Origin of the sequence: Flavobacterium sp. KACC 22761, from assembly GCF_034058155.1 — a bacterium.
Lineage (GTDB): Bacteria > Bacteroidota > Bacteroidia > Flavobacteriales > Flavobacteriaceae > Flavobacterium.
Genome location: NZ_CP139148.1, coordinates 2,317,535 through 2,334,689, shown reverse-complemented (window position 1 = coordinate 2,334,689; position 17,155 = coordinate 2,317,535). Strand labels below are relative to the sequence as shown.

The following is a 17,155-nucleotide window of genomic DNA, read 5'->3' as shown; positions in this document are numbered from 1 at the left end:
CAAAATTATCTCGCAAAGAATGAAATTATTAAAGAGCATTTTTTGCGAAAAATAAGTTTTTTTAACGCTTTTTAATCTCCATAAAAAAAGAGCTTTTTTCAATATTATGAAAAAAGCTCTTTATCAAATGAGGAACTATATTAAACTTTTTTTTTCTTGAAATTAAAATAATAATTAAACCCTAAGCCGAATGTCCATTTTGTTAGAATTCTGTTTTTATTTTCCTCATTAAGATGATTTAATGCATCTCCCAATTCAACTCCTTGACAGTCCAATATTATGCACAAAGAATCTGGATTTTCATCTGATAAGTTAAAATTATAACCTATCCCAAAACCTATAGAATGACTCCATGTCTTTGAATTTGCATGCTTGTTTCCAGTAAGATGTCCTGTATCGTTATAGCTACTTAAATTTCCATTTGCTTCAATATGAGATAATGAATATTTTGGAAGAACTACAAAATAGGAATTCAATTCAGACTCATTGCCAAGAATTATTTTCGGACATATACTAAAATTAAGAGATGTAACCGAACGAGTATATTCTTGAACAATAATATTTTCATTCTTTTTTGTGAAATCTTCCACAGCTCCACCCAGTAAACTGAATTCAATTTCAGGTTTCAGATATTTACTAATTTTAAATTCTCCACCTGTTTTTACATTAAAAAAAACTGAATTTGCAAAATCGCTATGAACATAAACAACAAAACCCGCATAAGGTCTGATTATCTGAGAGTAACTGTTTATACAAGCAAGTAGCAAGAAAATAGAAATTATTTTTTTCATAGGTTTATTTACCACCGACGAAAATATAAAATAGTTCTGATTCCAAAAACTAACCTGAATTCTTCTATTATCACTATAATAGTCTTCTGATTTATCAGAAGCACCAAAAACCTTTTCCCAAATGCTGTTTTTCTCGACGTAAGCAATTTCAAGATTTTGTTTAATTAGCTTAGGACTTGTACTCGGAGTTGGCACAATTGTCGTAGAACCACCGCCACCTCCAGAATATTCTGGAGAAATTGCCTCAATTTTTTGAAGTACAAATCTAACTATGCCATCCCCTACCTCAGTATATTCAGCAGGTGCTTTGGCTGTCATACTTTTAATTTTTTGAAGTTGTTGTTTCTTCTGATTTGAAGTTAATTTTTCCAAATAACTGTGTAATTTTGCTTTATTTTCACTTCTACACATATACAAACCTGTTTCTGTATATTTATATAAACTGTCTCCTACAATAATTTCTCTATCTTCATTTAAAAGACGAGCAAAAGCAGGATCTTCAATTAATTCGTCATCGAGACTGACTTCATTTTCAGCAGATTTTGAAAAAATCCCATATTCAACATTTCTCTGATGAAGTTTAGCTTTTTTTTCTGCTATAAATTTTTCAATTTTATTGGAATCATTTTCATCAAAAATAGGAGTTAATGGTTTAAATCCTTCATTCTGAATGTGTCGAATCTCATTATGAAAATCGTTCAGTTGTTCAACACTTTCCTTATAAGAATTAAACATATTTTTCAGTGTAGTTTTATTTTCGATTTTTACGGTGCCATCTACTACTTTAATACTTCCAATGCGTTTATTTTGATTTGCCCTTTGTGCATTATTCTCTTCTGTATTATCACAAGAAAATAAAGCCAGCCCCAAGGCGATCAAGCTAAAAGTAGTACGTACATTTCCTAATAATTTTAAATGTCTGATGTTGGTTCTTTTTAGTTAATATTTATTCTTCTGATTAATTTATCAGCTTCGTAAATAACTAAAACAAATCCTACAAAAAACACCTCATTAAGCCTGAAAAACAAAACAATAAGACAAATATCTTTCAGCAACTCAATTACTGTTTTTTAATCTCAAAAATAAAAGCCTTCAAAATCAGTTTGATTTTGAAGGCTTTTATTTTAATATGTAACAATTTTTACAGACCTACAATTATAAATTCACTTCGTCTGTTTTGCTGATGTTCTTTTTCAGTGCATTTTACACCATCGGCACACTTGTTTATTAATTTTGTTTCACCGTATCCTTTTGCTGTCAATCTGCTCGCATCAATTCCTTTGCTGATCAACCAATCTTTTGTCGATTGTGCTCTTTTATCTGACAAAATTTGATTGCTTTCAGATGATGAGCGGCTGTCTGTATGTGAACGAATATCTAATTTTACATTTGGATACTGATTCAAAACATCGACCACTTTTAGCAAATCTGGCTCAGATGTTTTTTTGATCGTCGCTTTTCCTAAATCAAAAAAGTTCATTGGAATATGCAACAGTTTAGCCAAATCTGTACCAATTTTTATTGGGCCAATTTTTACTGGCTTTACCGCCGTTTTTTTGATTTCAATGGTTTTAGCTGCTAAAGGCTTGAATATTTTTTGCATCGAAAAATCCAAGGTTGTTTTGCCATTTTCTTTTTTGAGCAATGCTGAAACATCTTTCATTCCATAATCACTTTTTGAAGCTCTTATCGAATATTTTTTACCACATTTTATCTTTGGAAAAATGTAATTCCCTTTTTCATCTGTAGTTATTGTTGCAAGAGGATTTAAATTTTCGTCGAATAATGCCAAAGTTACATTTGCCAAAACTTCATTTGATTCAGAATCAGTTATTGTTCCCATTAAATCTTGTTCGCAAAACAATCTCTTAATTTCGGTGAAACGATAAATATCATCTAAACCGTGTCCTCCATCTCTATTAGAAGAAAAATATCCGTTTCTGTTTTTACCGTCAAGCGTAAATCCGAAATCGTCTTGTTTACTGTTTACTGGCTCTCCAACATTTTGCACATCATTTTCGATTGTATTGTCTGCATTTATTTTAGTGACAAAAATATCAAGTCCGCCAAGCCCCGGACGTCCATCAGAAGCAAAATAAAGTTCATTTTCTGCTGAAACAAATGGAAAAGTTTCTCTTCCTTCGGTATTAATTATCGGACCCAAATTTTGTGGCTGACCAAAAGTTCCGTCAGCATTTATCGCAACTTTAAACAAATCTGATTGCCCTAAAGTTCCTGGCATATCTGAAGCAAAATACAATGTTTTTTCATCAATGCTCAAAGTTGGATGCGCAGTGCTGTATTGATCACTGTTGAATGGAAGCTCTTTTTCATTTACCCATTGGCCATCAATAAAATCGGCTTTATACAGTTTCAAAAGTGTTACTTGCTTATCGTTTTGCCCTCTTTTTCCGTCTGTAAAATTATTTCTGGTAAAATACATTGTTCGGCCATCTTTTGTAAAAATTGGTGTTGACTCATTAAATTTTGCCTTTTGATTTTTACGAAGCAACTTTGGGTTTCCAACACTTCCGTCTGGCATCAAATCTGCTACATATAATTTAGAGAACGATTTGTTTGTCCATTTAAAACTTGTTTTCGTAATTCCACCCGTATCTCTTGCTGAAGTAAAAACAATTTTTTTGTCGTAAATTATACTTCCATAATCTGAATAAGGCGAATTTATTCCGGCATCGGCAATTTCATATCGTCCCGAATTAAACTTAATTTCGTCTAAATAATTTTTCTCATTTCTGATCAAAGAAGCTCTTTTTTCTGAACCTGCTTTTAGATTGAATTTTTCTAAAACTTCATTCGCCTTTTGATAATCTCCAGATGCTTTTAAACATTGTGCATATCGGTATAAATATTCAGGTTCTTGTTCTTCATTCATTCTGAATAATTCGTCATACCACTGCAACGCCGACTGCAATTCACTTAAAAAATAATAGGAATTAGCCAGCCTTTGCACTATTTTTTCATCTTTTGTTCCTTTTTCTATAAGACTTTCATATGCTTTTATAGCATCTGCGTAAGCATAATCATCATACTTTTTATCTGCGGAGCTTATGTTGGTCATTTGTGCATTTGCATTGAAGAAAAAGCAAACAAATAAAACAGAAAAGCTTAAAATTTTAATTCTCATGATTGTATCGAATTAGAAGAATCTTGGAGAGATCATTTTTTTATAACTGTTGAAAAACTCGTAACGAAGGAAAATTTCATGAGATCCTGAATTGTATCGTCTTAAATTGGTTGTTTCATGATCATATCCGTAACCAATATACATTCCTTTTGATACCTGAAAACCAGCCATTGCACTTACTGAAGCACTCCAACGATAAGCAAGACCGACAGTAAATTTATCATAGAACATAAAATTCCCCGAAACATCTACTTGCAACGGTGCTCCTTGAACCATTTTGGTTAATAATGCTGGTTTGAATCTTATGTATTCTAATTTGTCCAGATTAAATACATAACCCGCAATTAAATAATAATTTATTTTGTCTTTAAAAATAGCAGTCGTATTATCGTCATAGCGATTGGTTTCGATAAAATTAGGTATGGAAAATCCTAAATAAGCTCTGTCTGAATGCCAATAAACTCCGGCACCAACATTTGGCGAAAATTTATTTTGCAAATCTTGAAATTGCTCCTCTCCTTGGTTTTCGAAACTCAATTTGCTTACATCAAGATTAAAAAGATTCGCAGTTGCTTTTACTCCGAATGAAAGTTTAAATGATTCAGAAGTTGGAATACTATAAGACAAATCTGCAGATAAAGTGTTTTCAACTGTTGGTCCGATTTTATCATTGACCAAAGAAACACCTAATCCTAATTTACTGTTAGTGCTTAAAGGAGTGTTTAATGAAAATGTACTTGTTTCTGGCGCGCCATCAAGTCCGATCCATTGTGTACGATACAATCCAAACAAACTTAAAACGCCTCTAGAACCTGCATAAGCGGGATTCACCGAAATTGTATTATACATATATTGCGTGTACTGCGCATCCTGCTGAGCGGAACACACAACCGAAAAAAACATGAAAATTAAAATTAATTTTTTCATTTAGTAAGCTTTAAAAAACGGCTCAGCTAAAAGTCAAGCCGTTTATTATTTTTTTTATTTATTTAGATACAAGTAACCTGATTGCTCGTGCTGATTTGAATCAGAATCTTTATATTTCAACGTGTAGAAATAAGTTCCTCCCGGTAATCCATCTGATTCTTTTACTGTAGCTCTTCCTCCCGAGAACCCAACAAAAACTCGGTCTTCATTATTGTAATGATCAATATCAAATACCAAGACACCCCAGCGATTGTAAATTTCAACCGTATTTTCAGGATAACATTCTATTCCTTGAATATAGAATCTGGCATTTTTCAAATCTCCGTTTGGAGAAAAAGCATTCAGTACTTTTACCTCACAGCCATCTAAATCTAACACTGTCGGATTATCTCCTGTATTGCTCACATCATCAGATTTATCATCAACTTCAACTCCTCTTGCACTTTTTCCAAGAGCAGTTGCTTGATTGCTTACTTTACCAGCAATAATATCGTTTTGAGTAACTTTATATTTAGCTGTAAAATTATTTTCATTTGATTCCCCTACTTCCAAATTAATTGCTTGTCCAGAAACAACCACACCTAGCAGCGGATCTGTAATTGTAATTCCTTTTAAAGCAACATTCCCTGTATTGGTTACTTTAAATTTATAAGTGATCGTTTCACCTGCATTTGCAAATCCATTTGCGTTTTCGTCATTAAATACAGCGGTTTTGATAATCGCAATATTTGGAACTTCAACAAAAACATTCAATGTCGATGAACTGCAATTTGATGCATTTGCTTTTTCGCATACTTGATAAACTAAAACATAAGTTCCTCCAGGTGTATTTGGTTTCACATTTACTGTTCCGTCTGCATTAAATTCAAAATATGGACTTTTTGGCGTATTAGAAATCACCACATTTGATGGATCAATTGGCAAGCCGTTCACTAAATCATTATCTAAAACATTTACAAACTCAAGCTGCCCGTTAACACCATCAACACTTACTTGCAGATCGTCTTTCGTAACAATCTGTGCCGTTGGTGCCGGATCTTCTGAGTTAACTACCGTTACATTAACAACCGCTTGACTGCAATTTGATAAGTTTGAAGCTTCGCAAATTTGATACGTCAATTGATATGTACCAGATGGCGTTCCTGATTTTACATCAACAGAACCATCTGCATTTAAAATCAAATTAGGGTTTGCAACTACAGTACTTAAAACAATTGCTGTTTGATTTACTACAACTCCATTCAAACGGTCATTGCTAAATATATTCAATGCAGTGCTAATACCTTTTTTAGCATCGATTGGTCCTGCGTTGTCATTGTTCGCTTTGATTACAAATGTTGGTTTTGCATTACATTGTGGAGTTGCCGGCGGATAATTTACAACTATACTAGCTGTAGGATTTAATGAAAACTCGACTGTTACACCAGTTCTTGTTTTTTCAAATCCGTCAGCACCTTCTATCCATTGTCCGTTTGCCAGTAACCATCCTGGCCAATCTACACCAATTCCGTTGCTGTCTACAATTGCTCCCGGCCATAAAATGCTTCCACTTAAAGGCAAATTAGTTTGAGTTGCTACCACATTATTATCACTATCAATCCATTTTACAGTCAATAAATTATTTGTAGTAAAATTATCTGGTGTTACATTGTATGACACGTACGGAACATCATTAGAACAATAACTATTTGCTGTAACTGTCATTGTTGGGAGAACCACTGTAACTTTAACCTCGGCTGTTTTACAATTTGATGTATTCAATTCACAAACTTGATAAGTTAATCCATAAGTTCCTGCTGGTGCATTTTCTTTCAGAACTATCATACCGTCTGGATTTAAAGTTAAATATCCAGCTGGATCTACAACCGTTACTGAAAGATTTACATCAGAAGCTGCAATTGGTAATCCGTTTTTAGTATCATTTGCTAAAACATTAATAACATTTACTGAGTGATTAACTCCCGCAATTGGACCAGCCAAATCATCTTTCAATACTAGTAAATCACCCACAACAATAATATAGCTCTTCACCGTATCGCAGTTCAATGCGTGGTCGTTGTCGCAGATCGTGTATTCCACTTCATAGCTTCCTGATGCTGTACCCGGAGCTACTGTAATGGTCTTATCTGCATTAAGCGTAAGTCCTGATGGAAGCGTGCTCACTAGTGTGAAGGTCACTTTGCCTGCGCCTGTCCCAACCACAACCGGAGTCCCGTTCAACGTGTCGTTTGCAGTCAATGAGATCGTCGTGCCTCCGTTGTTGCTGTTGATCGCTGTCGTGGTTTCGTTCACCGCGTCGATTGCAGGGATCACAACCGGAGCATTCACCGTCAAGGTTACTGTTTCTGTCGAACAGTTCGATGCATTGGTCTTGTCGCAGATCGAATACGTCAAAGTATAAATGCCCGCCGGAGCATTTGCGCCAAGCGTCACTGTTCCAGTCGTCGGATCTAAAACTAAATATCTTGATGGATCCGCAACTGTCGTCGTTATTTTTACTTCGGATGCCGTCAACGGCTGTCCGTTTCTGGTGTCGTTGTCCACAACTGTGATGATTGTCTGAGCTGTCGTTGACTGTGCAACCGAAGCAGGATTGTCTGCATTGGCTACCAAAACATCTCCCACAACCTGAACGTAGCTCTTCACTGTATCGCAGTTCAGTGCATGATCATTGTCGCAGATCGTATATTCTACCTCGTAGCTTCCTGATGCTGTGCCTGGTGCTACTGTAATTGTCTTGTCTGCATTAAGCGTAAGGCCTGATGGAAGCGTGCTTACCAAAGTGAAGCTCACTTCTCCTGCGCCTGTCCCGACCGCAACCGGAGTTCCGTTCAGCGTGTCGTTTGCAGTCAATGAGATCGTCGTGCCTCCGTTGTTGCTGTTGATTGCCGTCGTGATTTCGTTCACCGCGTCGATTGCAGGGATCACAACCGGAGCATTCACCGTCAAGGTTACTGCAGCCGTAGAGCAGTTGGATGCATTGGTCTTGTCGCAGATCGAATACGTCAAAGTATAAGTGCCCGCCGGAGCATTTGCGTCAAGCGTCACAATTCCAGTTGTTGGATCCAAAATCAGGTAACCTGAAGGATCCGCTGTTGTTGTCTTTATGTCTACCTCCGATGCCGTCAACGGATTTCCGTTTCTGGTGTCGTTGCTGATTACTGTAATGATCGTCTGAGCCGATGATGACTGTGTCACTGCAGTTGGATTATCTGCATTGGCTACCAAAACATCGCCTACAACCTTAACGTAGCTCTTCACTGTATCGCAGTTCAGCGCATGATCATTGTCGCAGATCGTGTATTCCACTTCATAGCTTCCTGAGGCTGTGCCCGGAGCTACCGTAATGGTCTTATCTGCATTAAGCGTAAGGCCTGTCGGAAGCGTGCTCACTAAAGTGAAGGTCACTTCGCCTGCGCCTGTTCCTACCGTTACCGGACTTCCGTTCAGCGTGTCGTTTGCAGTCAATGAGATCGTCGTGCCTCCGTTGTTGCTGTTGATTGCCGTCGTGATTTCGGTTACAGCGTCGATTACAGGGATCACAACTGGAGCATTCACTATCAAGGTTACTGTTGCTGTCGAACAGTTCGATGCATTGGTCTTGTCGCAGATCGAATACGTCAAAGTATAAGTGCCCGCCGGAGCATTTGCGCCAAGCGTCACAATTCCAGTTGTTGGATCCAAAATCAGGTAACCTGAAGGATCCGCTGTTGTTGTCTTTATGTTTACCTCCGATGCCGTCAACGGATTTCCGTTTCTGATATCGTTGCTGATTACTGTAATAATTGTCTGGGCCGATGATGACTGTGTCACTACAGCAGGATTGTCTGCATTGGCAACCAAAACATCGCCATCAACAATGATATAGCTTTTTACCGTATCGCAGTTAAGCGCATGGTCGTTGTCGCAGATCGTGTATTCCACCTCGTAGCTTCCTGAGGCTGTGCCTGGTGCTACTGTGATTGTCTTGTCTGCATTAACCGTAAGTCCTGCCGGAAGCGTGCTTACCAAAGTGAAGCTCACTTCTCCTGCGCCTGTCCCGACCACAACCGGAGTCCCGTTCAGCGTGTCATTGGCTGTCAAAGATATTGTCGTGCCTCCCGCATTGCTGTTGATGGCTGTTGTTGTTTCAGTCACCGCGTGGATTATTGGTCTTTCAATTACTATCTCTACTGTTGCAGAATCACAAATACTAGCATTTGCAGTCATACAAATTGTATAGGTAATTAAATGTGTTCCCGCACTTGTATTAGGTGCGACCGTAATTGTTCCATCAGAATTAAATACTATTCCTGCTGGAAGCGAACCTGTTGATACAGTAATATCTGTTGGTAAAAATGAAGACCCATTTATTTTGTCATTAACAAAAACAGTTGAAATAGTTCCTCCTGCTGCTCCATTTATTGTAGATGGAGTATCGTTCTCAGCACAAATATAATCTAAGATTTTAATGTCAGAAGAAGCCGCTGATTCGCAACCTAAATTATCTGTTACCTTATAATTATAAGTGTTACCTACCATCAAACCAGTGATTGTAATTGTCGGAGTATTTCCTGTTATATTCCCTGGATTAATAGTCCAATTTCCTGTTGGCAAACCGCTTAATTCAACACTAGCCGTCGCTGATGAACAAGTTGGTTGTGTAATTAAGCCAACTATTGGGCTTGCAACAGTAGTCACCGTCAATTGAAGCTCCTGATCAGCCGTGCATCCATTATTCAGAATCGGATAAGTCCCGCTGATTGTATAATCTGTCGAATTTGCCGACCATGTATAAGTGTCACCAGAGCAGATTGTTGCCGTGGTTATTATTTTTGCAGGCTTCGGAGTAACAGTCAGATTCAGCACCTGGTCTGCCGTGCATCCGTTGTTGCTGATCCTCGTTCCGTTTTGCGTTGTGCTGTAGGCGGTATTGTTGGCTGCCCATGTATAAGTCTCTCCTGAACAGATTGTTGCATTCGTGACCACATCTGCAGGCTTCGGAGTGACAGTCAGGTTCAGCACCTGGTCTGCAGTACAGCCGTTGTTTGAGATTCTGGTTCCGCTTTGCGTTGTGCTGTAGGCGGTATTGTTCACTGCCCATGTATAGGTATCTCCTGAACAGATCGTTGCATTTGTTACCACATCTGCAGGCTTCGGAGTGACAGTCAGGTTCAGCACCTGGTCTGCCGTGCATCCGTTGTTGCTGATCCTCGTTCCGTTTTGCGTTGTGCTGTAGGCGGTATTGTTGGCTGTCCATGTATAGGTCTCTCCTGAGCAGATTGTTGCATTCGTTACAACATCAGCCTGTTTTGGATCAACTGTAACATTTACAGCAGTTCTCGCGCTCTCGCATCCGCTGGTTGTCTGGCTCACATAATAAGTTCCTGTTGACAATGTTTCTGTGCCTGTATATGCAGTGCTTGCTGAATTGGAACTGTACCATTTGATTCCAGCTCCTGAAGGTGATAGGTCACCAACTGTTTTTGCATCAACTGAACAGAATGCCTGATCTGAAGCTGTCGGAGCTGAAGGAATAGTATTTACTGTCACAGTTACTGGTGTAGAAGATGCACTCAAACATCCAGAAGCATTCGTTACTTGGACACTATAATTTCCTGTATTTGAAACCGTGATTGATTGCGTAGTTGCTCCATTAGACCATAGATATCCTGTTCCGCTGGTTGAAGTCAGAACAACATTTCCTCCTGTACAGAATGTTGTCGGACCTCCGGCAGAAATGCTTGGCGTTGCCGGCAAAGGATTTACTGTCAGGTTAAGGACCTGGTCTGCAGTACAGCCGTTGTTTGAGATTCTGGTTCCGCTTTGCGTTGTGCTGTAGACCGTATTGTTGGCTGTCCATGTATAAGTCTCTCCTGAACAGATCGTTGCATTTGTTACCACATCTGCAGGCTTCGGAGTGACAGTCAGGTTCAGCACCTGGTCTGCCGTGCATCCGTTGTTGCTGATCCTCGTTCCGTTTTGCGTTGTGCTGTAGGCGGTATTGTTGGCTGTCCATGTATAGGTCTCTCCTGAGCAGATTGTTGCATTCGTTACAACATCAGCCTGTTTTGGATCAACTGTAACATTTACAGCAGTTCTCGCGCTCTCGCATCCGCTGGTTGTCTGGCTCACATAATAAGTTCCTGTTGACAATGTTTCTGTGCCTGTATATGCAGTGCTTGCTGAATTGGAACTGTACCATTTGATTCCAGCTCCTGAAGGTGATAGGTCACCAACTGTTTTTGCATCAACTGAACAGAATGCCTGATCTGAAGCTGTCGGAGCTGAAGGAATAGTATTTACTGTCACAGTTACTGGTGTAGAAGATGCACTCAAACATCCAGAAGCATTCGTTACTTGGACACTATAATTTCCTGTATTTGAAACCGTTATTGATTGCGTAGTTGCTCCATTAGACCATAGATATCCTGTTCCGCTGGTTGAAGTCAGAACAACATTTCCGCCTGTACAGAATGTTGTCGGACCTCCGGCAGAAATGCTTGGCGTTGCCGGCAAAGGATTTACTGTAAGGTTCAGCACCTGGTCTGCCGTGCATCCGTTGTTTAAGATTCTGGTTCCGCTTTGTGTTGTGCTGTAGACCGTATTGTTCACTGCCCATGTATAGGTCTCTCCTGAACAGATCGTTGCATTTGTTACCACATCTGCAGGCTTCGGAGTGACAGTCAGGTTCAGCACCTGGTCTGCCGTGCATCCGTTGTTGCTGATCCTCGTTCCGTTTTGCGTTGTGCTGTAGGCGGTATTGTTGGCTGTCCATGTATAGGTCTCTCCTGAGCAGATTGTGGCATTGGTCACCACGTCTGCAGGCTTCGGAGTGACAGTCAGGTTCAGCACCTGGTCTGCCGTGCATCCGTTGTTGCTGATTCTCGTTCCGCTTTGCGTTGTGCTGTAGGAGGTATTGTTTGCTGTCCATGTATAAGTCTCTCCTGAGCAGATTGTGGCATTCGTTACCACATCTGCAGGCTTCGGAGTGACAGTCAGGTTCAGCACCTGGTCTGCAGTACAGCCGTTGTTTGAGATTCTGGTTCCGCTTTGGGTGGTGCTGTAAGCCGTATTGTTCACTGCCCATGTATAAGTCTCTCCTGAGCAGATTGTGGCATTCGTTACCACATCTGCAGGCTTCGGAGTAACAGTCAGGTTCAGCACCTGGTCTGCCGTGCATCCGTTGTTGCTGATCCTCGTTCCGTTTTGCGTTGTGCTGTAGGCGGTATTGTTGGCTGTCCATGTATAGGTCTCTCCTGAACAGATGCTCGCTGTCGTCACCACATCTGCAGGCTTCGGAGTGACAGTCAGGTTCAGCACCTGGTCTGCCGTGCATCCGTTGTTGCTGATCCTCGTTCCGTTTTGCGTTGTGCTGTAGGCGGTATTGTTGGCTGTCCATGTATAGGTATCTCCTGAGCAGATTGTGGCATTGGTCACCACGTCTGCAGGCTTCGGAGTAACAGTCAGGTTCAGCACCTGGTCTGCCGTGCATCCGTTGTTGCTGATTCTCGTTCCGCTTTGCGTTGTGCTGTAGGAGGTATTGTTTGCTGTCCATGTATAAGTCTCTCCTGAGCAGATTGTGGCATTCGTTACCACATCTGCAGGCTTCGGAGTGACAGTCAGGTTCAGCACCTGGTCTGCAGTACAGCCGTTGTTTGAGATTCTGGTTCCGCTTTGGGTGGTGCTGTAAGCCGTATTGTTCACTGCCCATGTATAAGTCTCTCCTGAGCAGATTGTGGCATTCGTTACCACATCTGCAGGCTTCGGAGTAACAGTCAGGTTCAGCACCTGGTCTGCCGTGCATCCGTTGTTGCTGATCCTCGTTCCGTTTTGCGTTGTGCTGTAGGCGGTATTGTTGGCTGTCCATGTATAGGTCTCTCCTGAACAGATGCTCGCTGTCGTCACCACATCTGCAGGCTTCGGAGTGACAGTCAGGTTCAGCACCTGGTCTGCCGTGCATCCGTTGTTGCTGATCCTCGTTCCGTTTTGCGTTGTGCTGTAGGCGGTATTGTTGGCTGTCCATGTATAGGTATCTCCTGAGCAGATTGTGGCATTGGTCACCACGTCTGCAGGCTTCGGAGTAACAGTCAGGTTCAGCACCTGGTCTGCAGTACACCCGTTGTTTGAGATTCTGGTTCCGCTTTGCGTTGTGCTGTAGACCGTATTGTTGGCTGTCCATGTATAAGTCTCTCCTGAGCAAATTGTTGAATTCGTTACAACATCTGCAGGCTTCGGAGCAACCGTAACATTTACAGCAGTTCTCGCGCTCTCGCATCCGCTGGTTGTCTGGCTCACATAATAAGTTCCTGTTGACAATGTTTCTGTGCCTGTATATGCAGTGCTTGCTGAATTGGAACTGTACCATTTGATTCCAGCTCCTGAAGGTGATAGGTCACTAACTGTTTTTGCATCAACTGAACAGAATGCCTGATCTGAAGCTATCGGAGCTGAAGGAATAGTATTTACTGTCACAGTTACTGGTGTAGAAGATGCACTCAAACATCCAGAAGCATTCTTCACTTGAACACTGTAGTTTCCTGAATTTGAAACTGTAATAGATTGCGTTGTTGCGCCATTAGACCATAGATAACCTATACCGCTAGTTGATGTCAAAACTACATTTCCGCCTGTGCAGAATGTTGTGGAACCTCCCGCATTAATTGATGGTGTTGCTGGTGTTGGGTTTACTGTAACCGAAACTAGCGTTCTAGTACTTTCACAGTTATTAACTGTTTGGCTTACATAATAATTATTTGAAGATAAAATTTCATTTCCTGTATATTGCGTTCCTCCTGTACTTGCATTGTACCACTTTAAATTTGTTCCCGAAGTAACTGTTAAGTCACTAACTTTTTTAGCATCATCAGCACAAAATGTTTGAGAATTAGCCGTTGGAGCTGCTGTATTGTATACTGTAACTACTACAGCTGTTCTTGCGCTTTCGCAACTATTCAAAGTCTGACTTACATAATATATTCCCGTATTTAATGTCTCTGTGCCAGTATATGCCGTTCCCCCTGTATTGGCATTATACCATTTTTTAGTTGCTCCAGAAATTAAATTAACTGCCAGATCATTAACTGTTTTATTATCAATCGCACAAAAAGTTTGAGATGAAGATGTTGGCGCTGTAGTTGTATTTACCGTTACTGCAACTGCAGTTCTTGTGCTTTCACCACAAGCATTAGACTGGCTTACATAATAAGTTCTTGTTGTCAATAATTCGGTTCCCGTATAAGCTGTTCCTCCTGTTAAGGCATTATACCATTTTTTTGTAGAGCCTGCCGTTAATGTAACTGCTAAATCATTAACAGTTTTTCCATCGTTGACACAAAACGTCTGAGATGACGCAGTTGGTGCTGATGGTACATTATTTATGGTAACTGCCACTGAAGTTCTTGCACTCTCTCCACAGCTATTAACAGTTTGACTTACATAATAAGTTCCGGTTGCTAAAACTTGGTTAGCCGAAAGAGCTAAACCTCCCGAAGAAGCACTATACCATTTTATGGTTGATCCATTTGGAGACAAATCACCTACTTTTTTATTATCAGCAGCACAAAATGATTGAGCTGAAGCCGTTGGCGCTGATGATGTATTATTTATCGTTACCACTATTTGAGTTCTCGCACTTTCACAATTATTTGCTGATGTCTGACTTGCAAAATAATTATATGTCCCAGCTGTAGTTGGCAAATTTTGATTAGTTGAAAGAGCGGTACCTCCGCTATTTGAACTGTACCACTTTATATTATTTCCAGTGGCCACTAAATCACCAACTTTTTTATTCTCAGAAGAACAAAATGTTTGATTAGAAGCAGTTGGTGCAGTTGGTACAAATGTAATAGTAACAGCTGAAGAACTGTTACTTACGCAATTTGAACTATTCATTACTTTTACCGAATAAACTCCATCTGCAGTAACAACAATATCTCTACTAGTTTCACCTGTTGACCATAAATATCCCGAACTATTAGTTGCTCTTAACGTAATACTATTCCCTCCAAAACAGCTAATTGAACCATTAGTTATAGTAGCTCCACTAGTTCTTGAAGTGACATTTGGTGTACTTGGTTGTGTATTCATTGTTACAACAACAGGTTTTATAAATATGCATCCATCAGATGAAACTGCCTTTATATAATAAGTTCCTGCACTAGCTGTGGTAGCTGATGTATACGGTGATGTTGCCAATGCGTCTGTCCAATACGAAAGTGTTAAATTTCCAGTACTTCCCGCCGTAATAGTCGAAGCTGTCAAATCAACTGTAGAAGGCGAACAAACCGCTGTAGGATTTGTAACAACAAGATTTGACGGCTTCGGATTCACCGCCGCACTAGCTGAATTATTTGCTGTGTTTGTATCTATTGAAGCTGGCAATGTTGCCGTGTTGGTATAATTCCCTGAAGATTTTACTGTCGCGGTAATTTTTAATGTAACAGATGATTGGGCATCTACATCACCAATACTCCAGGTACCAGCTGTCGAATCATAAACTCCAACAGAAGGTGCAACACTTACATAAGTGTAACCCGAAGGAAGTAAATCATTAACAGAAACTCCAGAAACATTATTCCCTCCTAAATTGCTAACTTTAACAGTAAATTCTACATTAGAATCTATACAAGGAGTTGCATTATCAACCGTTTTAGTAATTCCTAAATCTGTACATAAAATAACATTAACTGGTTTTGATTGGGTTTGAGCCCCACAAGCTAAAGTAGAAGATACCGTATAGTTACCCGTTTTAGTAGCCGTATAAGTAGATGAATTTGCTCCACTAATTGCGACTCCATTAAAATACCATTGGTATGGATCAAAATTTGGTGGAGTTGTAAGTTCCGCAGTATTGTTGGTACATCCACCACCTGAAATATATGTTAAAGATGGCTCGTCAGGCTGAGCGGCAAAATTCGAGAAAAATCCTGCCATAGAAAACCCTCCTCCTTGTTGTACAATTGATACAGTCATCTTAGTATTACTAGTAAGAGAAAGAACATTTGGACTTCCAATCTGAGTATCTTCAAAATTTATAATATACCAACCTGTTGTTCCTAATTGATGACGAGCGCTAATACCACTAAAAGATTCAATATTAGTACCATTAACCAACACCGGGTCTGTTGCACTTCTTAAAAGAATGTATCCAAAATAAGGCAATGTTCCCGTACCATAATTTCTAAATTTTGCCGTTTCTATGAAATTAGATCCACCACATTCAGATACCGGAGCAATTGTCGATATATCGACTTCACATGATTGAGCAGTCCCTGAATATACCACAATTCTCTTATCTGAAGAAACACGAGATGCTGAAAACGGGGTATTTAACGAACCATTAGAAAAAGTATGAAAACTTCCTGCTGTTGCCAATGTAACAGTTGTAGTTCCTACCACAGCACCTGTAGTTGAATAGGTATCGATTACTACATTTGTGTTGTCTTTTGTTGCAACAATTGTTGTTTGTTCTGCTGTATTATTTCCTTTACCTCTTTCAATAAAGTATTCCGTTCCTAACACTGCTTCAGGTGGAATTTGATTATAGGCGCTATCACCACAACCATCTGGTGTATCAATACCGGCTGCAGTGTTCATTACTGTTGGACTAGAAGACTCTACTAATGTTCCTATATCTGCTTTGAATAAATAACTTTGACCTGCGTTTAAAGTAGTGGCAACAACATTATTAATTTTCACCGTAGTATTATCAGCCGTAGCCATAATACTATAAATCGGGCGTTGATCTCCGTAACCACCAAAATTTCCAAGTGATCCATCTCTATAATACCCCACTCTAAATCGTACTCCAAGACCTGCATCTCCAAAACTGGTCAATGCGGCATTCCCCTTAAGATACCTGTCATTATTTTCTCCAGAATTTTCATCAGAAGCCACGTTTCTCAAGTTTACAGAAGTAGGTCCCGCACTTTCAACAATTAACCCTGCACCTGAAATCACTGTATTTAGTGCATACATAGGAAGATCTCTAGCCAAAAGTTGAAATCTATAAATTGCTGGCGCTCCTTTTACTGCACTCAATGTTGTTTCTAAAACACCATTACTTCTGTATAATTTAATACTAACTGGTGTACTTGAATTTGTTGCAATTACAATTTCATTTGATTTACTGAAATACTGCCAAGGTGCTGGCGCTATATAGTGTTTTGTATAGAACTGAGCCGAAGCACTAAAACTAATCAGTAATAAAAATGCAATAAAAAAGTTTAGTCTAGAAAATCTAGACTGATTAAAAGTAGAGTTACGCATACGCAAGTGAGATTTGAAAGCAAATATTGTAAACTGGAAAACC

At 39.7% G+C, this 17,155-nt stretch carries 4 protein-coding genes; all 4 read right to left on the bottom strand.

What is annotated here, in order from left to right:
- Nucleotides 1–140: 140 nt before the first annotated feature.
- The 4 genes from SCB73_RS10105 to SCB73_RS10090 all read right to left on the bottom strand — a co-directional run bounded on the left by SCB73_RS10105 (nt 141) and on the right by SCB73_RS10090 (nt 17,112).
- Entirely contained in the window at nt 141–1,661 is a 1,521-nt protein-coding gene (locus SCB73_RS10105) for a hypothetical protein (RefSeq protein ID WP_320569898.1), read from the bottom strand.
- Between the two features lie 271 nt (nt 1,662–1,932).
- The gene (locus tag SCB73_RS10100) at nt 1,933–3,936 is read right to left on the bottom strand and encodes an OmpA family protein (RefSeq protein WP_320569897.1); all 2,004 of its coding nucleotides are present in this window, start codon (nt 3,934–3,936) and stop codon (nt 1,933–1,935) included.
- A gap of 12 nt (nt 3,937–3,948) precedes the next feature.
- Nucleotides 3,949–4,863 (bottom strand): PorP/SprF family type IX secretion system membrane protein, encoded by a 915-nt coding sequence (locus SCB73_RS10095; protein ID WP_320569896.1) that lies wholly within the window; start codon nt 4,861–4,863, stop codon nt 3,949–3,951.
- A gap of 54 nt (nt 4,864–4,917) precedes the next feature.
- Nucleotides 4,918–17,112 carry an Ig-like domain-containing protein gene (locus tag SCB73_RS10090; protein ID WP_320569895.1) on the bottom strand — a complete coding sequence of 4,065 codons (12,195 nt, stop codon included), beginning with the start codon at nt 17,110–17,112 and terminating at the stop codon, nt 4,918–4,920.
- Nucleotides 17,113–17,155 lie beyond the last annotated feature (43 nt).